Origin of the sequence: Herbaspirillum sp. GCM10030257 (assembly GCF_042666555.1) — a bacterium.
In the GTDB taxonomy this organism is placed as follows: domain Bacteria; phylum Pseudomonadota; class Gammaproteobacteria; order Burkholderiales; family Burkholderiaceae_D; genus Noviherbaspirillum.
Genome location: NZ_JBHTDH010000004.1, coordinates 81,292 through 103,890, shown reverse-complemented (window position 1 = coordinate 103,890; position 22,599 = coordinate 81,292). Strand labels below are relative to the sequence as shown.

Annotated in this window: 26 protein-coding genes; 12 read left to right on the top strand and 14 right to left on the bottom strand. The window is 56.3% G+C overall.

Features of this window, described 5'->3' with window-relative positions; genetic code table 11:
* Positions 1-98 precede the first annotated feature (98 nt).
* A complete protein-coding gene (locus ACFQUU_RS07440; protein ID WP_382244918.1) occupies positions 99-1,181 on the bottom strand; it encodes a DUF2157 domain-containing protein in 1,083 nt (360 codons plus the stop codon).
* 152 nt (positions 1,182-1,333) lie between these two features.
* Between ACFQUU_RS07440 and ACFQUU_RS07435 the strand changes: the two genes are divergently transcribed.
* The 4 genes from ACFQUU_RS07435 (at position 1,334) to ACFQUU_RS07420 (ending at position 4,735) form a co-directional block, all read left to right on the top strand.
* Complete coding sequence (locus ACFQUU_RS07435) at positions 1,334-1,666, top strand: YnfA family protein (RefSeq protein ID WP_382244915.1); 333 nt, start codon at positions 1,334-1,336, stop codon at positions 1,664-1,666.
* Positions 1,667-1,684: 18 nt separating this feature from the next.
* Positions 1,685-2,275 (top strand): class I SAM-dependent methyltransferase, encoded by a 591-nt coding sequence (locus ACFQUU_RS07430; RefSeq protein ID WP_382244912.1) that lies wholly within the window; start codon positions 1,685-1,687, stop codon positions 2,273-2,275.
* 99 nt (positions 2,276-2,374) lie between these two features.
* Positions 2,375-4,141: a glutamine--tRNA ligase/YqeY domain fusion protein gene (locus tag ACFQUU_RS07425; protein WP_382244909.1), complete on the top strand. Its 1,767-nt coding sequence runs from the start codon at positions 2,375-2,377 to the stop codon at positions 4,139-4,141.
* 216 nt (positions 4,142-4,357) lie between these two features.
* On the top strand, positions 4,358-4,735 hold the full coding sequence (locus tag ACFQUU_RS07420) for a hypothetical protein (RefSeq protein WP_382244906.1): 378 nt from the start codon (positions 4,358-4,360) through the stop codon (positions 4,733-4,735).
* Between the two features lie 132 nt (positions 4,736-4,867).
* On the opposite strand, the gene ACFQUU_RS07415 is transcribed toward ACFQUU_RS07420, so the two are convergent.
* From ACFQUU_RS07415 to ACFQUU_RS07405, 3 genes are all read right to left on the bottom strand, one after another.
* The gene (locus tag ACFQUU_RS07415; protein ID WP_382244904.1) at positions 4,868-5,668 is read right to left on the bottom strand and encodes a DUF3014 domain-containing protein; all 801 of its coding nucleotides are present in this window, start codon (positions 5,666-5,668) and stop codon (positions 4,868-4,870) included.
* 184 nt (positions 5,669-5,852) lie between these two features.
* Positions 5,853-6,704 (bottom strand): endonuclease/exonuclease/phosphatase family protein, encoded by an 852-nt coding sequence (locus tag ACFQUU_RS07410; RefSeq protein ID WP_382244901.1) that lies wholly within the window; start codon positions 6,702-6,704, stop codon positions 5,853-5,855.
* Between the two features lie 235 nt (positions 6,705-6,939).
* Positions 6,940-7,338 carry a hypothetical protein gene (locus tag ACFQUU_RS07405; protein WP_382244898.1) on the bottom strand — a complete coding sequence of 133 codons (399 nt, stop codon included), beginning with the start codon at positions 7,336-7,338 and terminating at the stop codon, positions 6,940-6,942.
* A 322-nt stretch (positions 7,339-7,660) separates the two neighbouring features.
* Here ACFQUU_RS07405 and ACFQUU_RS07400 point away from each other — a divergent pair, with 322 nt between their 5' ends.
* A complete protein-coding gene (locus tag ACFQUU_RS07400; RefSeq protein ID WP_382244895.1) occupies positions 7,661-8,275 on the top strand; it encodes a hypothetical protein in 615 nt (204 codons plus the stop codon).
* 111 nt (positions 8,276-8,386) lie between these two features.
* Here ACFQUU_RS07400 and ACFQUU_RS07395 read toward each other — a convergent pair whose 3' ends face one another.
* Entirely contained in the window at positions 8,387-9,199 is an 813-nt protein-coding gene (locus ACFQUU_RS07395) for a CBS domain-containing protein (protein WP_382244892.1), read from the bottom strand.
* Positions 9,200-9,673: 474 nt separating this feature from the next.
* Between ACFQUU_RS07395 and ACFQUU_RS07390 the strand changes: the two genes are divergently transcribed.
* The 3 genes from ACFQUU_RS07390 to ACFQUU_RS07380 all read left to right on the top strand — a co-directional run bounded on the left by ACFQUU_RS07390 (position 9,674) and on the right by ACFQUU_RS07380 (position 12,185).
* Positions 9,674-10,744: an SDR family oxidoreductase gene (locus tag ACFQUU_RS07390; protein WP_382244889.1), complete on the top strand. Its 1,071-nt coding sequence runs from the start codon at positions 9,674-9,676 to the stop codon at positions 10,742-10,744.
* A gap of 141 nt (positions 10,745-10,885) precedes the next feature.
* Complete coding sequence (locus ACFQUU_RS07385) at positions 10,886-11,254, top strand: hypothetical protein (protein ID WP_382244886.1); 369 nt, start codon at positions 10,886-10,888, stop codon at positions 11,252-11,254.
* A gap of 256 nt (positions 11,255-11,510) precedes the next feature.
* The gene (locus ACFQUU_RS07380) at positions 11,511-12,185 is read left to right on the top strand and encodes an alpha/beta hydrolase (RefSeq protein ID WP_382244883.1); all 675 of its coding nucleotides are present in this window, start codon (positions 11,511-11,513) and stop codon (positions 12,183-12,185) included.
* Positions 12,186-12,192: 7 nt separating this feature from the next.
* Here the strand turns inward: ACFQUU_RS07380 and ACFQUU_RS07375 are convergent, their stop codons facing one another.
* Together ACFQUU_RS07375 and clsB are read right to left on the bottom strand one after the other, a co-directional pair.
* On the bottom strand, positions 12,193-13,176 hold the full coding sequence (locus ACFQUU_RS07375) for a lysylphosphatidylglycerol synthase domain-containing protein (RefSeq protein ID WP_382244880.1): 984 nt from the start codon (positions 13,174-13,176) through the stop codon (positions 12,193-12,195).
* Positions 13,173-14,408 (bottom strand): cardiolipin synthase ClsB, encoded by a 1,236-nt coding sequence (gene clsB, locus ACFQUU_RS07370; RefSeq protein WP_382244877.1) that lies wholly within the window; start codon positions 14,406-14,408, stop codon positions 13,173-13,175. Before clsB ends, ACFQUU_RS07375 begins: the two co-directional genes overlap by 4 nt.
* Before the next feature lie 205 nt (positions 14,409-14,613).
* Between clsB and ACFQUU_RS07365 the strand changes: the two genes are divergently transcribed.
* On the top strand, positions 14,614-15,186 hold the full coding sequence (locus ACFQUU_RS07365; protein ID WP_382245763.1) for a hypothetical protein: 573 nt from the start codon (positions 14,614-14,616) through the stop codon (positions 15,184-15,186).
* 40 nt (positions 15,187-15,226) lie between these two features.
* Here the strand turns inward: ACFQUU_RS07365 and ACFQUU_RS07360 are convergent, their stop codons facing one another.
* Both ACFQUU_RS07360 and ACFQUU_RS07355 read right to left on the bottom strand, forming a co-directional pair.
* Positions 15,227-15,502, bottom strand: coding sequence for a hypothetical protein (locus ACFQUU_RS07360; protein WP_382244874.1), 276 nt, complete (start codon positions 15,500-15,502; stop codon positions 15,227-15,229).
* A gap of 290 nt (positions 15,503-15,792) precedes the next feature.
* Positions 15,793-16,017 carry a hypothetical protein gene (locus tag ACFQUU_RS07355; RefSeq protein ID WP_057293471.1) on the bottom strand — a complete coding sequence of 75 codons (225 nt, stop codon included), beginning with the start codon at positions 16,015-16,017 and terminating at the stop codon, positions 15,793-15,795.
* Between the two features lie 282 nt (positions 16,018-16,299).
* On the opposite strand from ACFQUU_RS07355, the gene ACFQUU_RS07350 reads away from it, so the two are divergent.
* Genes ACFQUU_RS07350 through ACFQUU_RS07340 form a run of 3 tightly spaced genes read left to right on the top strand, consistent with a single transcriptional unit; the run spans position 16,300 to position 19,151 of the window.
* A complete protein-coding gene (locus tag ACFQUU_RS07350) occupies positions 16,300-17,235 on the top strand; it encodes an ABC transporter ATP-binding protein (protein WP_382244871.1) in 936 nt (311 codons plus the stop codon).
* Positions 17,232-17,993 (top strand): ABC transporter permease, encoded by a 762-nt coding sequence (locus ACFQUU_RS07345; RefSeq protein ID WP_382244868.1) that lies wholly within the window; start codon positions 17,232-17,234, stop codon positions 17,991-17,993. Before ACFQUU_RS07350 ends, ACFQUU_RS07345 begins: the two co-directional genes overlap by 4 nt.
* Before the next feature lie 30 nt (positions 17,994-18,023).
* On the top strand, positions 18,024-19,151 hold the full coding sequence (locus ACFQUU_RS07340; RefSeq protein WP_382244865.1) for a glycerophosphodiester phosphodiesterase: 1,128 nt from the start codon (positions 18,024-18,026) through the stop codon (positions 19,149-19,151).
* Positions 19,152-19,160: 9 nt separating this feature from the next.
* On the opposite strand, the gene ACFQUU_RS07335 is transcribed toward ACFQUU_RS07340, so the two are convergent.
* The 5 genes from ACFQUU_RS07335 to ACFQUU_RS07315 all read right to left on the bottom strand — a co-directional run bounded on the left by ACFQUU_RS07335 (position 19,161) and on the right by ACFQUU_RS07315 (position 22,508).
* Positions 19,161-19,352: a hypothetical protein gene (locus ACFQUU_RS07335; protein ID WP_382244862.1), complete on the bottom strand. Its 192-nt coding sequence runs from the start codon at positions 19,350-19,352 to the stop codon at positions 19,161-19,163.
* Between the two features lie 24 nt (positions 19,353-19,376).
* Positions 19,377-20,030 (bottom strand): DsbA family oxidoreductase, encoded by a 654-nt coding sequence (locus ACFQUU_RS07330; protein ID WP_382244859.1) that lies wholly within the window; start codon positions 20,028-20,030, stop codon positions 19,377-19,379.
* Positions 20,027-20,395 (bottom strand): hypothetical protein, encoded by a 369-nt coding sequence (locus ACFQUU_RS07325; protein ID WP_382244856.1) that lies wholly within the window; start codon positions 20,393-20,395, stop codon positions 20,027-20,029. The genes ACFQUU_RS07330 and ACFQUU_RS07325 overlap by 4 nt, the downstream gene beginning before the upstream one ends.
* 162 nt (positions 20,396-20,557) lie before the next feature.
* Complete coding sequence (locus ACFQUU_RS07320) at positions 20,558-21,565, bottom strand: HDOD domain-containing protein (protein ID WP_382244853.1); 1,008 nt, start codon at positions 21,563-21,565, stop codon at positions 20,558-20,560.
* A gap of 409 nt (positions 21,566-21,974) precedes the next feature.
* Positions 21,975-22,508, bottom strand: coding sequence for an RBBP9/YdeN family alpha/beta hydrolase (locus ACFQUU_RS07315; protein ID WP_382244850.1), 534 nt, complete (start codon positions 22,506-22,508; stop codon positions 21,975-21,977).
* Positions 22,509-22,599: the final 91 nt, after the last annotated feature.

Genomic DNA, 22,599 nt, shown 5'->3' with positions numbered 1-22,599 from the left:
ACGCCTGATTTACGCACCATCAAACCAGAGTTACCAACAGTTAAAAATGGATAGCGTTTGGCGGTGCACCGCCTTTCCATGACGCACCGCTGGATGCCTCACATCGGGCGATTGTCGATGAGCTCACGCACATTCCTAGGCAGGAGTCCACGCAGGCGCGACGAGATGCGTGCTTCATGCTTGCTCCACCACACGCCGACACCGATCAGCGCAAAACCGAGCACGGTCAGCACAAGCACAAACGCAATACTGTTCTTGAACAGGTTCCATGACAGATCGCCCAGCACCATCGCGATGCCAATGCCGCCAAACACGGCAAATACCCGTCGCCCCAGCAAGGCGCCGACAAAGACCATGCCAAAGTTGATACACAGATAAACCAGTTTGCCAGGCAGTTTGCCGGACCCCATCATCGACAATGCGCCCCAGAAGCTTAACAAGCCGAACAGGTAGAGCCAGTACGCGTAGTCCCTGTCGTGCCGGAACCGCAAATCAACAAAGAACGCCAGCAGCAGCATGGCCATGCCAAAGGCGAGCGATATCTGTTTGCGCATTTCCCATGTGGCACCGCTGAACCAGTCGTTTTCGTTCCCTGCTTGTGCGAGGAGTGCCGGGATGATGTCCATGCCCATGTACCACAGTGTGATCGCAATCGGCATCATCAGGAAAGGATAACGAAAGCGCCACAGCAACAGAGCGCCGGCGGCCAAGGTAGCCAATTCCATGATTAACCAGCGCCAGTCGATGTAGCGATGATAGTCACGATAGTGCTGGGCATGCGCGCCATCGACCCAGAAGCCGAGGACATGCTGGAGCGCAAACACGGCCAGCGGAACCAGGGCCACCGCAAGGGTTGCGAAGATACCGGCCGGAATACCGTAACCACGCTTTTCCAGTATCGCCGCAATCGCCACGGCCGCCACCATGTATAGCAGTGACAGGATGAACAACGCAGGCATTCCGGCCGCTTCGACTGCCAAAGTCGCGAACAGCGACGCCGCGCCGATTGCCAGCATGCCGCCCAGGTAGTACAGGACATGCGTGCCGGAAAATCGCGGCGAAGCCCCCTGTCCCGGCAAGCCCTCGTATCGGCTCAGGAAGGCCAGCAAGCCATCAATTTCAAGGGGATTGAGCACGCCGGCATCGGCTGCCGCCTGCAGAACTTCACGTTTTATTTTCATCGAACGCTCCGGGTTATCATGCGCAGGTAATGTAGCGCAACTTCCTGCGCCCGGAAGACTAAATGCGTGATCCCGAGCCAGGATGCTCTTCCCGCTACCCAGGGTCGCGTTTTCTGATACAAGCGACTGGTCAGCCTCTACAGATAAAACCCATGTTTGCCGCAAAAACCCTGTTACTGTTCGTCCTGACCGCGATCGCTGAAATTCTTGGTTGCTACCTGCCCTATCTTTGGCTGAAGAAAGGCGCAAGCGCCTGGCTGCTGATTCCGGCCGCATTGAGCCTTGCAGTGTTCGCCTGGCTGCTTACACTGCATCCTGACGCCGCCGGTCGTATCTATGCCGCGTATGGCGGGGTGTACATTACGGTCGCGCTCGCATGGCTATGGCTGGTTGACGGCATGCGTCCCACGACCTGGGACGTCGTCGGCGTGCTGGTATCGCTGGCCGGCATGGCAATCATCATGTTTGCGCCGCGTGGCGCATAGGGACCTTTGGGAACAGGCATGCAAACGGATCTCTGGCTGGAAAGATGGATTCCCTTCATCAGGGCGCAGGCTCCGGTGCCGGCGGTGCTAGAGCTTGGCAGCGGTCCCGGTGGCGACTCGGCTTACCTGGTTGAGCAGGGTATCACCAGCCTTATCTGCACCGACGTCTCGCCCAAGGCACTCGCGCGCTGCGCCCGTGCCGCGCCCGGCGCGCTGACGGTATGCCATGACCTGCGTGAGCCGCTGCCGTTTGCCGAACGCAGCTTTAATGTGGTGATTGCCAGTTTGTGCCTGCATTACTTTGCATGGGACAAGACCGGGACGATACTGCGCGACATCGCACGCTGCCTGACATCAGGGGGCATCCTTCTGTGCCGGCTGAACTCGACGCGGGATGTCCATTACGGTGCGGTCGGACATGAGCAGGTTGGGCAGAATTATTATCTGGTGGACGGTTTTCCGAAACGCTTTTTTGACCGGGAATCCGTCGATCTTCTTTTTGCGCATGGGTGGGAGAGAATTTCCACCGAGGAATTGTCGATCGCCCGCTATGAGAAGCCGAAGATTGTGTGGGAAGTCATCCTGCGACAGGCAAACGGCAAGGATTAACGCAGTTTTCCGATATGCAGCCTCTCGGAAGCGCCGAGCTTACCCTGCTACGGTAAAATGCCCGTCAATCCATTCATTTCAACGCATTTTGCGAAGCACATGAGCACCGACTCCAAGAACACCAGTAAACCAGCCCCAGCAGGCGCTGCGGACAACGCACCGGCCTCCAATTTCCTGCGCGGCATCATTGAAGCCGACAACGCCGCTGGCAAGTACAGCAACCGCACCGACTCGCTCGGTCGTCCGCTACCCCCTGTCGTCACCCGTTTCCCCCCTGAACCGAACGGTTACCTGCATATCGGCCATGCCAAGGCAATCTGCATCGACTTCGGCCTTGCACGCGATTTCGGCGGACGCTGCCACATGCGCTTCGACGATACCAATCCGACCAAGGAAGAACAGGAATACGTCGACACCATTCTCGACAGCGTCAAGTGGCTGGGCTTCGACTGGAAAGACGACACTGGCGAGCATTTGTATTTCGCCAGCGACTATTTTGACAAGTTCTATGAAATTGCCGAATACCTGATCAGCGCCGGTCACGCTTATGTCGACAGCCAAAGCGCCGACGACATGGCAAAGAATCGCGGCAATTTCGGCGAGCCCGGCAAGAACTCGCCCTTCCGCGACCGCCCCGCCGCCGAATCGCTGGACCTGTTGCGCCGCATGAAGGCAGGCGAGTTCAAGGATGGCGAACATATCGTACGCGCCAAGATCGACATGGCGTCGCCCAACATGAACATGCGTGATCCGGCGATCTACCGTATCCGCCATGCGCATCATCACCGCACCGGCGACAAGTGGTGCATCTATCCGATGTACGACTACGCGCATCCGCTGGAAGATGCGATCGAACACGTCAGCCACTCCTTCTGTACGCTGGAATTCCAGGATCATCGTCCATTCTATGACTGGGTACTCGAACGCGCGGCGGAAGGCGGCTTCTTCAAGCATCCGCTGCCGGAGCAAACCGAGTTCGCGCGCCTCAACCTGACCTATGCGATCACCAGCAAGCGCAAGCTGCGCCAACTGATCGATGAAAACATCGTCGATGGCTGGGACGATCCGCGCATGCCCACCATCGTCGGCATCCGCCGTCGCGGCTATACGCCGGAATCGATTCGCCTGTTCTGCGAACGTGTCGGCGTCGCCAAGGCTGATAGCTGGATCGACATGAGCACGCTCGAAGGCGCATTGCGTGACGACCTCGACGAGAAGGCGCCGCGTGCTACCGCCGTACTGCGTCCGCTCAAGCTCATCATCGACAACTTCCCCGAGAACCTGATCGACGAATGTACTTCACCGGTGCACCCGCACCATCCGGAACGCGGCAATCGTCACTTCCCGATCACCAAGGAACTCTGGATTGAAGCGGAAGACTTCATGGAAGTGCCGAGCAAGGGCTACTTCCGCCTGTTCCCAGGCAACAAGGTCCGTCTGCGCTATGGTTACGTCGTTGAGTGCACCGGTTGCAACAAGGATGCGGATGGCAAGGTTATCGCCGTACACTGCAACTATTTTGCCGACAGCAAGAGCGGCACCGAAGGCTCCAACAACTACAAGGTCAAGGGCAATATCCACTGGGTCAGCGCAACACATGCGCTGGAAGCCGAGGTACGCCTGTACGACCGCCTGTTCACCGATCCGCATCCCGACGCCGGCGGCAAGGATTTCAAGGCGGCATTGAACCCGAACGCAAAGGAAGTGATTACCGCTTACCTGGAACAAGGGATGAAGGCCGCGCAACCGGACGAAAAATTCCAGTTCGAACGGCACGGTTATTTCGTTGCCGACCGCGTGGACTCGCAACCTGGAAGACCGGTGTTTAACCGGGTGGTGACGCTGAAGGATTCGTGGAGTAAGTAAACGTTTTTCGGACTGCTGGCGATACGGGTGACGAACGATACCTCATTCCGCATGGCCGGCGTTACTGGTCTCGCTGCAGTTACCTGCATTTACCATGGGCACCTTGATGGTGCCCATTTTCATCGTAGAAGTATTTTGCCAATAGCCTTGTTGCCATATTCGCCGACGCGTACCATAGCACGCACTGCAAATGACACGATGCGCAAAGGATAACAATTGAACGACAGCCTTACCAAAGACGAATACGACGCGCTTTTCCAGATCACCAAACTGAAACGTGGCGAGCGTCCCAATGCTTGCGTCGCGCGAAATACCAAGCGGCTGATCGGGCTGAAGTACGCCGCGTTTGAAAAGAGTGGACAACTGATCCTGACGGAAAAAGGTCAGACGACCTTATTCATCAAGCGTTGTATCGATGGCCTGCGTGCGGTCGCTAATGATCCTCTTACCAAACTGGATACCGGCGTCGCAACCTTTCTCAGCAAGAAGGGCCATATCATTCCGAGGCCATCGGGCGATGGCTTTGACATTACACAGCGCGGACAGGAATCGCTGGCGGATATCGATTCCAAGACAGCCCCTAAAGACGTTTAGGTAAACGTCCAATCTATCATCAGCGGTTCCTCGCCAGCTTCGCGGACCATGGTTCGTCGGACCCATGTGCCGTGGCCCCAATGACAGCGTGATGGCAGGTTGGATGAGGCGAAGCGCACGAGGCGCTCTGTCTCACTTCGACTTCGTCTTCGCCTCCTCGCTGGCCCTCACCAGTTCCCCGCGGATTTCACGCAGCTTCTTCTTGATCCTCGCCGCGTTGTCATTCCCGACCCGCAGCATCAGCTTATGGCCCGCTGATAAGGACTCCAGCTCAGGGTCTGCGAATTTGTAAAAGACATGCGGCTGCTCCAGCATGATAGGTCCATCGCTTTGCGGCGCCTGCAGCATATGGTCGATGACAGCGACCAGCCTGTCGTTAAAATAACCCTTGGGATAGCCAAGGTCACGATAGGCTTTCTGGAACAAGGGATAGTAGTGGATATACAGGTCCGTCAGCTTCTTCGAATCCACCCTCTCCAGCAATCGCACAAAGGACGTATAGCGCTCGGTATTAAGTGCGGACATGGCGAGATTGTCGCCCTTGCCCGTCGTGCGGAATTTGCCTGGTACCGGTGTTGTCGGCATCAGTTGGGCCGATATGACGCTGCGCGGAATATTGTCGACCGTGACCACGATGCGCCTGACGATTTCCTGGGGCTGGATAAACTGCTTGACCGCCGCATTGCCGATCAGGTCACCCAGCGCAGACAGCAGCGGCACATCGCTTTTCTCCAGCGTCGGCAACGGCTCGGTTTTCGCTTCAGGCAGCGGATAATGGGTCTCCGGCTCTGTAGCGGCCACGGGCGGCGGCGGGACATCGGCCGGTCCGGTGGGCGGCCCCTTCAATGTCGGGCCTTGCTGCCATAACAGGACGGCGAATGCCGCGGCACCCAGCAACAGCGCAATCAACGCCCACTTCATAACCCTTTTCATTTGTCTGGTCCTTTGCATTACCAGGGAAAACGGCACGGGATGTATGTCTCCCATGTTCCTGCAGTCTAAGGTAGATCATTTTCGTACGAGATACAAAGTTCCTTAAAACAGTCGTTACATTTTCTCAAGGAGGCAGCAATATATTGAATATCAGCAATGCATCCTGTCGGCGCTGCAAAGCAAATCAATCAATGTCAATCATGACAGGCTGATGATCCGATGCATCAGTTTCCTGATCGACACGGATGTCTCGCAAGCGCCCCATGAGATCTTCGCTGACAAAGACGAAGTCGCAGGTGAAGGGGGCGTCGGGCCACTGTACTTTGTCATAAAGACCAACGGTTGCCGGATGCGATTGTCCGGGGCGAAGGACCTGCCACGCATCGTGAAAAGCCGGTGTTGCATTGTCAAAGGACACCAGCAGGCGTGCATGTTCTTCCGATTCCGGCCTGCAGTTGAAATCACCGGTAAGGATCGCGGGCTTGCCACGCTCAGGCTGGAAAAAAGGCCCGTCTGCAGGTTTGCCGACGCCGGGATGATGGGCATGACTGACTGCTTCCTGCTGCAATGCACGCAATTGCTCCACTTGAGCCCACCGCTGTTTTGCCGAATAGTATTCAAGATGCGTCGTGATTACCCGCACTGCGCCGGCAGGAGTTTCAATGCTGGCTTCAAGGGCAATGCGCTGCATGGTTTTGGTTGTAGGATCGGCGGGCCATGCCAGCAAATGGCGATACACCGGACCAACCGGCAAGCGTGACAGAATCATGTTACCGAAGCGCTTACGTCCGCGCTCAGGATGCGGAAGATCGACGGCGATACCATCGATCGCCTGATAGCCGGGCAAACGTCGCGCGATGCCCTCGAACTGATCGCTATCATCATTACCCGGGAGTTCGGGGAAACCGGCAGAAACTTCCTGCAGGCACAGTACATCGAAATCTGCGAATCGCCGGGCATGCGCAATAATACGGTCGAGATCGACGCGCCCATCCGCTCCACGCCCCCACTGGATATTCCAGGTCATCAGTTTCATTGTTACCTCATGATGACGAACAACGCCCACAGCACGGACACCGGGCTGTGGGCTAACGTTGTAGTGATTACTTTCAGGGATGCTGTTACTGCAGTATAAGTACCATGAATTACCAGCATGAACTAGCAGCAGTAAGCAGGAGCGACACTGGTACAGGCCAGCAAAACTCGTACGCCTGGCGGAAGGCTTCTGTCACGGTGTCGCTTGCTATTCGGGTCGAACCCGGTCTGCCTGCTTATGACGTGCCGCCTGTGCCGGACGCTGGTGTACCGAATGGCGGTGCACCTGCTGCGGGAGCAGCCGGTGGTGTACCTGGGGGAGTTCCCGGCGTGGTGGTTGCAGCCGGTATCGGTTGTGTCGTACAAGTAAAGGTTTGCGTACCTGAAGGGGTACCTGTGCCACCAGCCGATTGTGAACAGAACACGACCTGCCGGTTCGTCACATCGATAAACCAAGTGGATGCATTTGCGGTTCCACCCGCGGAAGAGTTGCTGCCGGTACTTCCGAACAGAGGAATAAACAGCTCCTGTGTGCTTGGTGTGGTCGGCGTTGTAGGGGTGGTTGGGGGAATTTGCGCGATGGCAAACGAGCTCGATAGCGCAAGGGCGGGAATGATGAAGGGAAGAATTTTCATTGATTGCTCCTGAAGATGGACAAGTTGGATAAACCAGGCGTGAAGTTCAGTATGACGAACAGGATGCAAAGCGCAATGTGACGCTGGAAAGCATGCAGGTATTCGCCAGAAAAATACCGTTGCTGAACGCTTTTGTTCGCTCTTTGATGATGAGGCTTTCCGCGGCTCATGCATGACTCCGATGCCCGACTTGTGTTATCGCATCGCTGTACGCTGACACAGATGTATGCGTTGCAATGCACGCAGTGCCATGCATTCGTCACAGGAAGACCGAGTTGAACGTTTTTCCGGAATGGACGCCAAACCGTGTTTTGGAGGCACTATGAGCCAACATAGCCCTGACGGTATTAATCGTCTGGTAGGCGACTTCATGGATTTGCAGGAACAATGGGAAAACGATCGGGAAAATTTCGATTGGCGCGTCTTGCAAGAACTCGCCCAACGCAGTGTCCATGCCTATAACGAAGGCGCGGGGCCTTCCTTTCAAGCACTGGCGCTCGACGGCATGCGTCACAACGAATTCCATGAACGGTTTTTGAGCTATCTATTACAGGCCGGATTTGATCCCTTCCATCTTTCCAGTGCCGGATCGGGAGCGGCAGAAATTCCTGTGATCGATCACGCCAGTCTTGCCGAAGCCGCAGAGTCGAATCCATTCTCCGCACGCATGCGATCCATGCTGATGGATCTTGCGCGAAAACATTTTGAACCGCTTGCGCGGGATGTCGAGTCGGGCATGCAGGCATCCGCTGCGCCACTATTCCCGGCGGCAAAGGCGTGTGCCGAATCGATACCGGAAGACCTGATGCAAAGAATTGCACCGGAACTGGTTGCCCAAGTTGGTGCGATGCCATCACGCCAACAGATTAATCCGACGGAAGGTTACCTCAGCGCCGCAGAAGTAGAAACTGATAACAGCAGGCGTCCTTACGGTTAAACACTATCCCCGTTATCGGCACTTCCAGTGTCATTTCAGCCTGGTCGCGAAGGCAACTCAGCACAAGACTGGCGGTCTTGCTCCGCGATCAGACCGACATGGCATTGTGTTTCAAGGTTTGGCGCCGATACCCGTACCTGCCGATCCTGCTGTACCGGCCGTTCCACCCGAAGCCCCTACCGCGCCCGCGGCATCTGTCCCTCCCGGTGCACCTGACTCACCGGAAATGTCAGTGGTGCCTGCCGTCTGCGCCATCTTGGCGCCGCCTGTAGCAGCGGTATTCTTTGTTGCGCGTTCGGACCCGATTGCGACCTCCTTGCCGGCATCATCCCGATCTTCGAGCGGATGCTCGTCTTTCGCGAGCAGCGCATCGGTACCCGCAAAGCCGGTGGCGGTACCGGTGTTCGATGCAAGGCGCTCATTGCTGGCCGCACTATCATCAACATGGCGTGAATCAGGGCGTGCGCCAACCACCGAACGGTCGGGCTCGGAAGGTGAAGAAATTTTTCCCACCACTTGCTCCGCCCGGTCCCGGCTTGTTCCGTCCGCAGTCTTGGTCACCAGGTCGCCGAGCGCCACGATGCCAACCAGCTTGTGCGATTCATCATGCGACACCACGGGAATACGGCGAACCTGCGTATCGGACATTTGTCGCATCACCTCATCCAGCGGCTGATCCTCGAAGCACCAGCGCACATCGGTACTCATCACTTCGTCGACATGGGCTTCGCCCGGCGCGCGCCCTGCCGCCGTCGCACGAACCGTGATATCGCGATCAGTTACCATGCCGACCAGGCGCTCGCCGTCGCACACCGGCAGTGCTCCGACATTCAACTCATCCATCATTTGTGCGGCACGCTGCAGACTTTCCTGCGGCGACACAAAACGTACGTCCCGGGTCATGACTTCTGAAACCATCTGCATCACTTTCTCCTCAACGTAAGTTTCAAACCTGATGTACACCAAACGAAAGCAGTCAAGCGTTAATGGGCGTAGCGCCCATCGGTGACATCTGCTTCAAGAGTGGATGAGTAAGACAACATGTAATGAAAAGGTTTTCAGCACGTGAAGATATCGTCAACGCTGACTGGCGTTCCAGGGCAAGTGCGTATCGTCAAGTTGCTGCAAGGTTTCCACTTCTTGCATGTGACGGCCACACACTACAAGCCAGGAGCAAAGTTCGTGTCACCGGTCGTGGGAAAATAGACACACTCACCTTCGCTGCGCCATGTGTAGAAAACGCGCATGACCGCGTAATAACTTCATGGCGATCTTGCGATCCCGTTTATCTGTCGGCACGTGCATCGACGACGCTGCAGGCGTATCCAACGGCTTTCCGTGGTACAGCAACACTGGCATGCTTTTCGCGCCTGTCACCGCTTTTCACGGGAGACCATTATGGCTATGCAACTCAAGAAATTATCGGAGCAGGTAATCGTTATCACTGGCGCCAGCAGCGGTATCGGGCTGGCAACGGCACGCAAGGCAGCAAGGCAGCGCGCCAAACTGGTGTTGGTAGCGCGCAATGAAAATGCACTCAAGCAGATTTCGGACGATATCAATATGCAAGGCGCGGAAGCGATCTACGTAGCAGCCGATGTTGCCAACGAAGCCGACATGCAACGGGTCGCCAGCATGGCGATTGAACGCTTTGGCGGTTTCGATACCTGGATGAACGTTGCCGGGGTGAGTATTTTCGGCAAGAATGAAGAGGTATCGATGGACGACATGCGCCGCCTGTTCGACATTAATTTCTGGGGTGTCGTGAATGGATCGCTGATCGCTGTAAAACATCTCAAGACCCGCGGTGGCGCGCTGATCAATATGGGGAGCGAAACGTCCGATCGGGCAGTGCCGCTGCAGGGCATTTATTCGGCATCCAAACATGCGGTAAAAGGCTTCACTGATTCGCTGCGCGTCGAACTGGAAGAGGAAGGCGCGCCAGTATCGGTGACGCTGATCAAGCCGGCTTCCATCGATACCATGCTGGTCACCCACGCAAAAAATTACCTGGAAGTCGAGCCCAAGCTTCCTCCGCCTATCTATGCACCCGAGATTGCCGCTGATGCACTGTTGTATGCAGCGGAACATTCTGTCAGGGACATGTACGTCGGAAGTCGTGCCCGCCTGATGGGCGCCAGCGCCCATTACATTCCGCGCTTGCTGGACAAGGGCATGCAGCGTTTCATGTACAAGCTGATGAAGTCCGACAAGCAAGCCGAACACCGTGAAAACAATAATCTCTATACCCACAAGACCGATCTGCTGGAACGTGGAGGTGTCGGCGGGACCGCGCGGGAAACCAGTGTTTATACCAGTGCTGTCACCCATCCCCGCACAACAGGCGCGGTGATGCTGGGATCCGGTCTGGCGCTGATGGCACTGTGGCAAATGAAGAAGCGCCGCCAGCATACTTCTGGCACCTCCGGCACTCTCAACACATCCAGCTATGGCAGGACGCGCTGGTGAAACCTGCCGCGCGGTGAGCCCATCTGCGCACTGAAGTTGCGGGCGTTCCCGCCCGCACGGTGTAGCGTGGGCTAGCGTCCAATGCCGTTTGTCGGGCCGCTGACGCCAGGGCCCGTCGGTGATCCGCTGGAGCCGCTACCCATGGTGCCCACCCCCTGTGTGGCCGGGCTGGTCGCGGTACTGAGTCCCGACGCGCCGGTGCCACGTGTTCCTGACGTTCCTCCCGATGCCGCTGATGCACAATTGGTGTTGCCGGCCGATGAAGCTGTTCCCGCGCCGCCTGTGCCACCGGTGCTGTTGTTGCGACCGTTGGCTTTGGCATCGCTGCTGGTGGCGCCGCTGGTGCTCCCTGGAGCACAATCACTGCTGCTGGCGGCCGATGTTCCCGGGCCACCGGCCCCTGCCGTTGAACCGCTGGAACCGGAGCTTGGTTGGGTATTGGGTTCTACCGAACTGCCGCTGCCCATCGTCCTTGAACTCACGCCGGGAGAACTTGGCGTGGAGGTTTGAGCCCAGGCTAGTTGCGAAGCTGCCAGCAATGCAGCCAGCAACATCGATGTTGAGGTCTTCATGTTTCCTCCATGGGGATATATCAGTGAATCCCCATGTGCAGCAAGGAGCATGCCATTTTTACTGCCAACACTAGCCGGGAATGATTACTGGAATTAAAACGCGCAGGTCAATTTCCCCGCGCGGTCAGGAACCAAAACAAGAATGCGTGGCCAGTCCTGATATAAGTGCATGTACCAGTTTCACGATGCCGATCATGTCCAGGCAAGCTCACTTACACGCCCGCCCATCAGCTGTTAGCAAGCTGGCCCCAACCGGCCGCCATACCTTGCCATCCGGAACAGCACGGGACCATTATCTCTATGTACCGCCGCAGTATGGTCCTGATACACCGTTGCCGCTCGTCTTGTTGTTGCATGGCGCCGGCGGGCATGCGCAGCATGGCCTTGACTTGCTACAGCACCTTTCCGATGCTCATGGGCTGATTCTTGTTGCCCCGGCATCGACCGCACCCACCTGGGATGTCATCATGGCACGCGAGTACGGACCGGACGTCGAACTGGTCGACCGTGCACTGGATCACGTGTTCAGCCACTATGCGGTCGACCGCGATCATCTTGCTATCGGTGGATTTTCCGATGGCGCTTCCTATGCCCTGTCGCTAGGTCTGGCAAACGGCGAATTGTTCTCGCATGTGATTGCCTTTTCACCGGGTTTCATCGCTCCAATTACACCAAGCGGGCAACCGAAGATCTTTATTTCGCATGGAACCAGGGATACGGTTTTGCCGATCGAACCATGCAGCCGACGCATTGTTCCTCAGCTAAGGCGTGCCGAATACACCGTCAGGTATGAAGAGTTTGAAGGTGGGCACATCATCCCGGCCGACATTGCAGATATTGCCGTGGACTGGTTTCTTGACACGGCTTGAAGCACTGTCATGTGTCGGCGGCCGCCGATTGCCGGGCACGCGCTTCCATCGCAAGATAAGCTACCGTCGCCACCGCAAGCGGCATCAGGTAATAAATCGCGCGATAGGCAATCAGCGCAGCAAGCAGTTCGCTCTTTGGCAGTTGCTCCGACAATAGGGCAACGAACACGGTTTCGAGCACACCGAGCCCTGCAGGCACATGGGTAATGACGCCGGCAATCGCCGCCAACAACAACACACTCAATACCGTCAGAAAATCAATCTTTTGCCCCAGCAAGAAGTAGATTGCACACGTGATGAACAACCAGTTCGTCGATGACATCAACAGCTGCAATGCCGTAAGACGGAGAGAAGGCAAGGTAAAATCCTGCCCCTTGATGGTCCAGGTACGTTTACGCGACATGGCGCAGCAGAGAACGTAGGCGAGGATAGCGATGCAGAGCACACCGCCCAGTACGTGCAGGCCCAGCGTATCGAGATTCCAGCCCAGCGGCAACGGCGGCGGCTGCAACAGATAGACCAGGCCAGCCAGCAATACGTAGCCGAGCCAGTTGGTCAGCATGCTCATGATAACGACGCGCGTGGTGACGGCTGCCTCTAGTCCGAAACGCGAGTACAACCGGTAGCGGAAGGCAACCCCGCCGACCAATGAACCTAGATTGAGATTGAATGCATAAGAGACAAAATTGACCAGCATGACCTTGGGTACCGCAAGGCCATGCCCGGTGGTGTAACGTCCAATCAGGTCAAAGCAGCTGTACAGCGCATAGCTCGCCGCACCGAATGCGCAGGCAATGAAAATATCCCGCAAGGGTCGGCGCTGCACAGTGTCGATGACTTCGCCCCATTCGACGGTGCGTGCCTGTGTGAAAAGCAGGTAGGCAACCAGGATGAAGAACACCAGCGAGCCGCCCCGTTTCAGCCATGGCCACCAGGGCTTTGATGTCAGTCCATGCTTTTCATTTCGCTTGGTTTGCGTGGCCCCCCTCATTGTATGGCCTTGTCATCGAGGCGGTCCGCACCGTCGCGTTCGATGACGGCCTCCGGCAAGGACGCGAGTCTTGGTGCATGCGCCGGCAGGTATCCGGCCCACGACGGGTAGCGTCTCAGCACATGGAACAGGAAAAAGCTTCTGACCTGCCACCAGGCGGTGGACTCGGTCAAGTCCTGTGTCTCGATGCGCTTGCAACTATGGTTCATCAGCTGCTGCAACTTATCGCTCAACTGACGGTTGAAATCGCGATCACGGATCAGGACGTTCGCCTCCAGGTTAAGCGAAAGGCTGAGCGGGTCCAGATTGCTAGACCCGACCGTCGCCCACTCATCGTCAACCACGGCAACCTTGCCATGGAGGGGCCGGTCGCAATACTCGAAAATCTTTACTCCACCACGAAGCAGGTAGTGATAAAGCATGGCAGCGGCAGTCTGCACAATGGCCATATCCGGTTTGCCCTGCAGGATCAGGCATACTTCCACGCCACGTCGAGCGGCCTTGCGCATATCACGCAGGAAGGTATAGCCCGGAAAAAAATAGGCATTTGCGATCACGATGCGCTTGCGAGCAAGCCGTATGGCGATACGATACTGACGTTCGATATCATTGGTGTGTAGCCGGTTATCGCGCCAAATAAACAGCGCGTCGGCATTACCGGCGCGGGGCGGCGTCGGGATTTTCGGCACGGCGTGGCGACGCTGAAACCAGTGACTGCGCGGCAAGCCGTCGCGAATTGCCTGATGCATGAATCGATGGATTTCCGCCACGATGGGCCCTTCCGCTTCTACCGCATAATCCTGCTTCGCCTCCGGTCCATAGTCGGCAAGATGATCGGCCGAATAATTGATGCCACCGATAAAAGCGCGGATGCCATCAATGACCACAAGTTTGCGATGCATACGGCGGAAGTAATTTACCCGGCGAAACAGGCGCGGTGCCGGGTCGAATACATGCAAGCGTACACCCGCACCAGTGAGAGAAGAGATAAATTCGTCCGACAGATCAGGCGAACCGAATGCATCGATCGTGAGGTCGATCTGCACACCGCGACGCGCGGCTGCCATGAGTACTTCATGCAAGCGCTTTCCCACCTTGTCTTCATACAGAATAAAGGTCTCGATCAACACCTCGTGCCGGGCAGCAGCAATCATCTCAAAAACGCGCGGAAAGAATTCCTCACCATTTTCGAGCAAGGAAAACTTATTGCCGCTAATCCATTGGTACCTCACTGCTTGTTTCCTTCCGTAAGACCAGAAGCCTGAATGGGCTACAGCAAAGTATGTCGCCTTGCTTTATGCGGGCGTTGCAATTGCTCAATCAAACGGATATTCAGAGGAAAGAGGAAGTCTTAATGCCATGCTCTACGAGCTCTTTGCTGATTATCATCAAGCGTCGATTTGAATTTGCTAATGTATGCAAGAAAGGAGTGCCGTCATGAAATCACTGTTTTCATCACGCGTTGGCGTACTGCTGCTGATATTGGTGCCGCTGATCGCCCATTCTGCCGAAGAGCTACAACTGACGGCGCCAGCAAACATTGGCAAACCGGCCTCCAAGGTGTACCGGCAGGTCTTGCCTAATGGGAAAATTATTTATTCCGACAAACACATCAAAGGCGCAAGGATCGATGAGACGATTGTTCCCGATCCTGCAAACATGAATACCTGGAAGTCGGAGACAGGAAAGCGTCCTGTAGTTCCACCGCGTGTAGAATCAACGCCGGTGTCCAAACTTCCGCCGGTTGCTTCCGTATCGACGCGCAAGAGCATCGATGAAGCAAATGCACATGTGATAAAAGCAGAGATGCTTCTCGAAGATGCACGAAAAAAGCAGCAGAACGGCGTCGAACCTTTGCCCGGCGAACGGACCGGCAACGCCAATGGCGGTTCGCGTCTCAATGACAAGTACAAGGCGCGACAGTTAATGCTGGAGCAGGAAGTGGCCGAGGCTGAGGCGATGCTGAAGAAAACAATCAGGGAGCGTGATGCATTGCAGGGTAGTCGCTAGAAAGCCGTACCAGGCCCCATTGATGCAGTACAGCTAATTCTTAACGTCCCCCTGTCCAGGGGGCGTTCGATGGTGTGGCATTACGTCCGCAATCACATTCATCCCAGTGATGCTGATCCCAGATCCCAGGATTGAAATCACTCGCCGTCCCCGTCAGTTTCTGGCTGTGATATGCCTGTATCGGTGCGCCTAATAAATTGGCATCTTCATCCGGCATGCCGCCACCGCATGCGCTTAACGCGGCTGCGGCGCACACCGTAACGATCATTGATGTCCATGCCTTGCTGTTAGTTGATGTCAGTTCTGTCAATCTCATTTTCGCAGGTTCCGTTGCCTTGAGTCATGTTGACTCGGTGCACGCCTTCTCTGAGATTTCCGGACAGAAAAGGTTCCTGACGTCAATGAGAAAAATGATTTGATACAACAATGTTTCAAAGCATTGTTATATGCTTGCCAAGGCTTCTTAGAAGCTTGGCAAATACCCTGCTAATTAATGGAGAAGATGTGGAAATTCGTTCTCCGTTATAGGGGCTGGCCTTGCAGAAACAACAAGGGCCGAAGAGACAATGTCTCTTCGGCCCTTGTTTGATCAATCAGTAAAGCAGTTTAGTGGTTTGGCACAGGCCGGAACACGCCCTCCTCATGCGACGCCGACGCCATGCCTTCCGCATGGGCCTGCGCCAGCGTCTGGGCAATCAGTTCAGGATCGATATCCGGCAGACGTTGCGACAAATCGTCGATCGCCATCAAATTGCTGCGGTCCTGATCCCATTGTTGATAGACATCCGTAATCTTTTTCCACACGCGACCGTGGTCCTGGCTCAAGGGCATGCTGCATCTCCTTCATGGTTAACTACTCCTCAGTCCCCGTCGCGACAAAACAGTTCTCATTGCACAACGGAAGCTAGACCTGCATCAAGATTTACCTGCCTTGTTGCGGTTTGCCTGCTTTACGCCACCTGCCCGGTTGACAGCTTCACTTGCGCTGCCTTCCAACCAGACTTTCGCCAATGCCTTAACATGCTGCTATTGTCGTGCCATAAGGAGAACAACATGCCGCATTTCCTGCGCTACGCGCGCCTACCCATGATGACGTGTTGCTAAGGAGTCCCAGTGCAACCCGCCACCTCTGTTATCGCAATCAATGCCGTCACAAAAACCTATGCGTCCGGATTTCGGGCGCTCAAAAATATCAACCTCCAGATCCGACGAGGCGAAATCTTTGCCTTGCTCGGCCCGAACGGCGCCGGCAAAACCACACTGATCAGCATCATTTGCGGCATTGTCAATGCAAGCAGTGGCAGTGTGCTGGCCGATGGCCACGACATTGCCCGTGACTACCGTGCGGCACGCACAAAGATCGGCCTGGTACCGCAGGAGCTTTCCACCGATGCGTTCGAGACGGTGTGGGATACCGTAAAGTTCAGCCGGGGCCTGTTCGGCAAGGGTCCCGACAATGCCTATCTGGAAAAGGTATTAAAGGATTTGTCACTCTGGGAAAAGCGCGATTCTAAAATCATGACGCTGTCCGGAGGCATGAAGCGTCGCGTGATGATTGCCAAGGCACTCAGCCACGAGCCGAAGATTCTTTTTCTGGACGAACCGACCGCGGGGGTCGACGTCGAATTGCGGCGCGATATGTGGGCGATGGTCAGGCGCTTGCGTGAAAGCGGTGTCACGATCATCCTGACCACGCACTACATTGAAGAAGCCGAAGAGATGGCGGACCGCATCGGCGTCATCAACAAGGGGGAAATTCTCCTGGTAGAAGAAAAGACGGCGCTGATGCAAAAGCTCGGCAAGAAGCAACTGACGCTGCATTTGCAGCAACCGCTTGCCGCAGTCCCAGCAGACCTTGACGACTACCGTCTGGAGCTGTCCGCGGATCGCAGTCAACTGGTCTATACCTTTGATGCCCAGGGCGAACGCCTCGGCATTCCGGAACTGTTGCGCCGACTGGACGAGCATGGCATCCATTTCAAGGATTTGCAGACCAGCGAAAGCTCGCTGGAAGAAATCTTTGTCAGTCTGGTAAGGGGGAACGCATGAATTTCCATGCAATCAGGGCGATCTATATTTTCGAGATGGCGCGCACCTGGCGCACGATATTGCAAAGCATCGCTTCACCGGTGATCTCGACGTCGCTGTACTTCATCGTTTTCGGCTCGGCGATCGGTTCACGGATGGCCCAGATCGATGGCGTCAGCTATGGTGCCTACATTGTGCCGGGCCTGATCATGCTGTCGGTGCTCACCGAAAGCATTTCAAATGCCTCGTTCGGCATCTATATGCCGAAATGGGCAGGCACCATTTACGAAGTCCTTTCAGCACCAATCTCGGCGTTCGAGATCGTGATCGGCTATGTGGGCGCGGCCGCCAGCAAATCGGTGATATTAGGACTAATCATTCTTCTGACCTCGTGGCTCTTTGTCGACTACACCATCGTGCATCCGTGGTGGATGCTGGGCTTCCTGATCCTGACCTCCATTACCTTTTCACTGTTCGGCTTCATCATCGGTGTGTGGGCCGATGGCTGGGAAAAACTGCAGGTGGTCCCAGTCATGATCGTCACGCCGCTTACTTTCCTTGGCGGCAGCTTCTATTCGATCAATATGCTGCCGCCGTTCTGGCAAAAGGTCACGCTGTTCAATCCAGTCGTCTATCTGGTCAGCGGATTCAGATGGAGTTTCTATGGTGTTTCCGATGTGGGTGTCGGCATCAGCCTGGGTATGACACTGGCGTTCATGCTGTTATGCCTTGGCGGTATCTGGTGGGTGTTTCGGACCGGATACCGGCTCAAGCATTAAACACTCAAGCTGGTGCGCTTAGGAGATGCAATGAAATCTTTTGTCTATACCTCTCTGATTGCCGTTGCTGTAGACATCGGCATCTTCATCTCACCGGCATTGGCGCACGATACGACTGCATCCATTGCGCCTCTGCCCATACGCCTGGTCATCGGCCATCGCGGCGCCAGCGCCCTACGGCCGGAACACACGCTGGAGTCCTACGCTAAGGCAATTGAAGATGGCACCGACGCCATCGAGCCCGATATCGTGAGCACCAGGGATGGCATACTCGTCGCACGCCACGAGAATGACATTACCCGCACGACCGACGTCGCGGAAAAGCCCGAGTTCGCCGACCGCAAGACCACCAAGCTGATCGACAATGTGTCTGTGACCGGCTGGTTCACTGAAGACTTCACGCTGGAAGAACTCAAGACCTTGCGCGCCACTGAGCGCATTCCGGACAACCGTCCGGATAACACGCGCTTCAATGGGCAGTTCGCCATTCCGACGCTGCAAGAGATCATTGACCTGGCAAAGGAAAAGACGCAGCAGACACGCCGCACCATCGCCATCTACCCGGAAACCAAACACCCGAGCTATTTCAAATCGATCGGCCTGCCCCTCGAAAAACGCCTGATCGATCTGTTGCACGCCAATGGTTATCGGGGCCGCTATGCGCCGGTCTTTATTCAGTCGTTCGAAGTCGGCAGCCTGAAGGAAATGCGCACCTTGACCGACCTGCCGCTCATTCAGCTGATGTCGGCATCGGGTCAACCGGAAGACTTCCGGCTCGCCGGGGACAAGCGGCGTTATCGTGACATGGCGACCGCCGAGGGATTGATGGAAATCGCGACGTATGCCAATGGCATCGGGCCGGCGAAGGACATGGTGATCCCACGCGATGAAGAAAAGAATCTCGGATCAGTGACCAGCCTGGTGCGCGATGCACACGCAGCGAAATTGTTGGTCCATCCCTATACCTTCCGCCCGGAAAATCCATTCCTGCCGATGAACTTGCGCAAGGGCGACCCCACATCGCCGTCGCAGCGTGGCGACCTCGCGGCAGAGATCCGGGCCTATCTGAAAGCGGGGGTAAACGGTTTCTTTACCGACGATCCGGCCATCGGACGCGCTGCGATGGACAGCTTCTTCGTAAAGCCGCGCAGCAATTAACCGAGCTGATTAATCTTTATATCTGGCGGTCTGCTTCGGCGGTTTCGCGTTATCGGCATTACCGGGACTGCCGCCGTTGTCGGGCGGCGGCAGATCTTGCGGCACCGGTTGATAGCCGGGATTGATCAGCGGGTCTTGTCCGGGCGTATTGGTTCGTGGCTGGATGGGACTCGGATCGGCGCGGGGCTCTTCGCGATTCATTGGCATTCTTTCCGGATACACGCGTCAGACAGCTTCGGCAACCCGCCGCAATGCATCTTCAAAGACCTCGATCGGCTGCCCGCCCTGGACCAGGTAGCGATCATTGATGATGACTGCCGGTACTGAATGGATACCCTGGTCGAGGTAAAACTTTTCCTGTTGCCGTGTTTCTTCGGCATATGCATTCGTGGCCAGTACTTCCTGCGCGTGTTGCGGATCCAGGCCGGCCCGCGTGGCAGCCCGCACCAGGACTTCATGCGAACTCGGATCTTCGCCCTGCGTGAAATAGGCGTCGAACAAGGCATGCTTCAGGGCCAGCTGACGTTGTTGGCCTTCGGTTTCGGCCCAGTGCAGCAGGCGATGGGCATCGAAGGTGTTATAGATGCGGCTGCGCTTGTCCATGCTGAAGGTGAAACCGACCGCTTCGCCACGAGCGCGGATCGCTTCGCGGTTGCGTTCGGATTGTTCCGGCGTGGCGCCGTATTTCTCGGCCAGGTGCTCGGTAATGTCCTGGCCTTCGGGTGCCATCTGGGGATTGAGTTCGAACGGTTGAAAGTGCAAGTCAGCACTCACCTTGTCGCCAACGCGCTCCAACGCCTGTTCGAGCGACTTGAGTCCGATGATGCACCATGGACAGGACACATCAGACACGAAGTCGATTTTCAATTTGGTCGTCATTTTTTGTTGCCTTGATCTGGGTCGGTCGCATTCTTGCCGGACTTGCCCGGCTTTTCGGTTTTTCCGGTTGGGCTATCACTCCCAACCACGGCCTTGAGTCGCTGGATTCTCGCATATTCGGCGGGGTCTTCCTTGGCAAGCTTGTTTTCGCGCCACTTGTAAAAGACCGCGAGACCCAGCATGGCGGCAGCGCCTACCGCCAGCTTGCCCTTGTGATTGCCCAGCATGGCGGAAACCGCAGCGGCCTGTTCCCCCAAGCTGCTTTGCGCTGGCTCGGTACGTTCGACATCCGCTCCCGAGCCGGTCCCCGGATTGTCGGACGCGACGTCGGGGTTATTTGGATCGGGGAGTTCTTCGATACGCATGTAAATTGGCCTTTCGTGAGCGGATTGCATGACAAGGCATGTCAAAATGCTTAGTCCTCAAGCGGGACAACTGGTTCAGCCCGGTAATTGAGCGTAGCGAGTCAACCATGTTTTCGGTCAATGTGGGTGAGTGGTTGCTAGAGCGTGCTGCTCACAATGCGTTCAGCGTGAATTGCCACCCGAGACCGTCACCCATTCGCGTTCTTCGACTTCAGTCAATTGGTGAAGGCATGCCATTTCCTTGTCCGACAGCCCGTCAACCATGCGCGGATCATCGATGTCCACCACACCATGGCGGGACAACAGCTCAATCTTGCTGAGATAGTTACCCATCAGCAGGACCTTGCCAACCGGCGATAAATTCGTGCTTCGCTTGTTCTCGCCCTGCTCACGGATGGCGGTCATCACCGACTCCGGAAAATGCCATTCGCTGCCGATATTGTGCGCCAGGGTGCGGCCATAGCTTGCCAGTGCATTGCAAAAGGTCGGCGAACCGATCGGCTGACGACCGTCTGACAGCTTGTCTATCACCCGCAGTGAAACGGTCAGCCCGACGTTCTGCACCAGTCCGGCAAGGAAGACTTCCAGCGGCTCGACCGGCTCGTCCGCCGCCAGTAGCCGATTCGCGAGGGCGCAGCGTTCCGATTGCGCCCACAGGCGCGGTGCGACCATCTTGGTAAAGCTGCCTGAGTTGAGATTGATGATGGGTTTGAAGGCAACGCTGGTGATCAGCTGATGCAACCCATCCTGACCGAGCACAAGGATGGCATGGTCGATACTGGTGATCGGCTTGCCGGTACTGTAGGCAACACTGTTGGCGAGGCGCAGCACCTCGGCCACCAGTACCAGATCCGAGGAAATCTTGCGTGCCAGTTCGGGGCCTGCAAAATCACCGCTGCGCAGGCTTTGCAGTAGTTGCGGAATCACTCCGGGCATGCGGCGTACGAGGTGCGCACCGGATTCATTCGATTTCACCACGCCATCCAGCGCGATCAGGATGGCGTCTTCGCTGCCGTTGGTGAAGATATCGGGATGGCTTTCCGCTTCGAACAGCCAGCTCGCAAAGATAAAGTCCACCTGGTCACGCTGCATCGAGGTCACGCTATCGGATGCGAAATGTGCAGTCCTGGCGGACGCCGGCACAGCCGACGTGCTTGCCGCGGTAGCCATGCTAGCTACTCGGGGAAGTGACGCCACAGCGGTCGCGCCACCTTTGGCGGAATCGGAAAAAATACGGCGAAGCCAGTCGTACATAAGGGGGTCGGTCGCTGAGAGGCCCTGGCATGCTTCCAGGAAAGCTTGCCTAGATTTAAACACGCTATTGCCGTGGCGTCGACTGCCTGATGCGCAATACCAATCCCAACCCATAACGCAACATGAGATCGCGTCTTTTTCCGTCTGCCTGCGTTGCACTCGTCGTCAATAGCTCGCTATTGACTCCTCCTGCGCCTTGCCAGTCAAAAAAATCCATCGATCTCATTTGTCACGTTATAGCTTGGGATTGGTATAAGCCATGCAACTGCCATCGAACCGTTGTGCAAAGGTCGTGCAACAGTCGTGCAAATCCTCCGCAGGTCTCTCAGCGCAAACTATCGAGCAGCGCCCTCCCCATCGGCCAGTCGCCGACATCGCTGGCGGCATTGATATGACCAAGCAGTCCGGCGTTAACAAAACGGCATCCCCAGGCATCAGCGCAGGTCCGCATATAGGCTGGGGCACCATAGGGATCGTTTTCACTGGAGACGACAATGCCGGGCGTTGGCAAAAGCTGTAATGCAGGGCGGGAGAAGCCCTTGGCATCGGCAGGGAAGTTCGGACCCAACGGGTCGGGAACGGAAACCAGCAGGAGGCCACGCAGCTTGTCAGTCCTCTCCGCCTGCATTGCCCAGGTTACGGTCGCCAGGCATCCCAGGCTATGCGCAACCAGAAGTACAGGCGCCGGTGCGGAAGCGACCGCTTCATCAATGGCAGCGACCCAAGACGCGCAGTGTGGATGATCCCAGTCATCGACCTGTATCCGGCGATAGTCCGGGTCTTGCGTTTCCCACAGCGTTTGCCAGTGTTTGGGCCCGGAACCATGTATCCCCGGCATGACCAGTACCTGCGTATCCATGCGTATTCCTTACTCGGTTGAACTTGTAAAAAGTCTAACGGCAAAAATCGTCGCCGGACATGGAGGAGCCATGGTTTTAATCGTATGATGC

Coding starts and splice junctions, on each gene's coding strand:
- ACFQUU_RS07410 (WP_382244901.1), bottom strand. CDS start 6,704: ATGAAACTGATGACCTGGAATATCCAGTGGGGGCGTGGAGCGGATGGG.
- ACFQUU_RS07435 (WP_382244915.1), top strand. CDS start 1,334: ATGTTTGCCGCAAAAACCCTGTTACTGTTCGTCCTGACCGCGATCGCT.
- ACFQUU_RS07440 (WP_382244918.1), bottom strand. CDS start 1,181: ATGAAAATAAAACGTGAAGTTCTGCAGGCGGCAGCCGATGCCGGCGTG.
- ACFQUU_RS07385 (WP_382244886.1), top strand. CDS start 10,886: ATGGTGCCCACCCCCTGTGTGGCCGGGCTGGTCGCGGTACTGAGTCCC.
- ACFQUU_RS07345 (WP_382244868.1), top strand. CDS start 17,232: ATGAATTTCCATGCAATCAGGGCGATCTATATTTTCGAGATGGCGCGC.
- ACFQUU_RS07375 (WP_382244880.1), bottom strand. CDS start 13,176: ATGAGGGGGGCCACGCAAACCAAGCGAAATGAAAAGCATGGACTGACA.
- ACFQUU_RS07365 (WP_382245763.1), top strand. CDS start 14,614: ATGAAATCACTGTTTTCATCACGCGTTGGCGTACTGCTGCTGATATTG.
- ACFQUU_RS07340 (WP_382244865.1), top strand. CDS start 18,024: ATGAAATCTTTTGTCTATACCTCTCTGATTGCCGTTGCTGTAGACATC.
- ACFQUU_RS07405 (WP_382244898.1), bottom strand. CDS start 7,338: ATGAAAATTCTTCCCTTCATCATTCCCGCCCTTGCGCTATCGAGCTCG.
- ACFQUU_RS07325 (WP_382244856.1), bottom strand. CDS start 20,395: ATGCGTATCGAAGAACTCCCCGATCCAAATAACCCCGACGTCGCGTCC.
- ACFQUU_RS07360 (WP_382244874.1), bottom strand. CDS start 15,502: ATGAGATTGACAGAACTGACATCAACTAACAGCAAGGCATGGACATCA.
- ACFQUU_RS07430 (WP_382244912.1), top strand. CDS start 1,685: ATGCAAACGGATCTCTGGCTGGAAAGATGGATTCCCTTCATCAGGGCG.
- ACFQUU_RS07400 (WP_382244895.1), top strand. CDS start 7,661: ATGAGCCAACATAGCCCTGACGGTATTAATCGTCTGGTAGGCGACTTC.
- ACFQUU_RS07355 (WP_057293471.1), bottom strand. CDS start 16,017: ATGCCCTTGAGCCAGGACCACGGTCGCGTGTGGAAAAAGATTACGGAT.
- ACFQUU_RS07320 (WP_382244853.1), bottom strand. CDS start 21,565: ATGGCTACCGCGGCAAGCACGTCGGCTGTGCCGGCGTCCGCCAGGACT.
- ACFQUU_RS07395 (WP_382244892.1), bottom strand. CDS start 9,199: ATGCAGATGGTTTCAGAAGTCATGACCCGGGACGTACGTTTTGTGTCG.
- ACFQUU_RS07415 (WP_382244904.1), bottom strand. CDS start 5,668: ATGAAAAGGGTTATGAAGTGGGCGTTGATTGCGCTGTTGCTGGGTGCC.
- ACFQUU_RS07425 (WP_382244909.1), top strand. CDS start 2,375: ATGAGCACCGACTCCAAGAACACCAGTAAACCAGCCCCAGCAGGCGCT.
- ACFQUU_RS07315 (WP_382244850.1), bottom strand. CDS start 22,508: ATGGATACGCAGGTACTGGTCATGCCGGGGATACATGGTTCCGGGCCC.
- ACFQUU_RS07330 (WP_382244859.1), bottom strand. CDS start 20,030: ATGACGACCAAATTGAAAATCGACTTCGTGTCTGATGTGTCCTGTCCA.
- ACFQUU_RS07380 (WP_382244883.1), top strand. CDS start 11,511: ATGTCCAGGCAAGCTCACTTACACGCCCGCCCATCAGCTGTTAGCAAG.
- ACFQUU_RS07335 (WP_382244862.1), bottom strand. CDS start 19,352: ATGAATCGCGAAGAGCCCCGCGCCGATCCGAGTCCCATCCAGCCACGA.
- ACFQUU_RS07390 (WP_382244889.1), top strand. CDS start 9,674: ATGGCTATGCAACTCAAGAAATTATCGGAGCAGGTAATCGTTATCACT.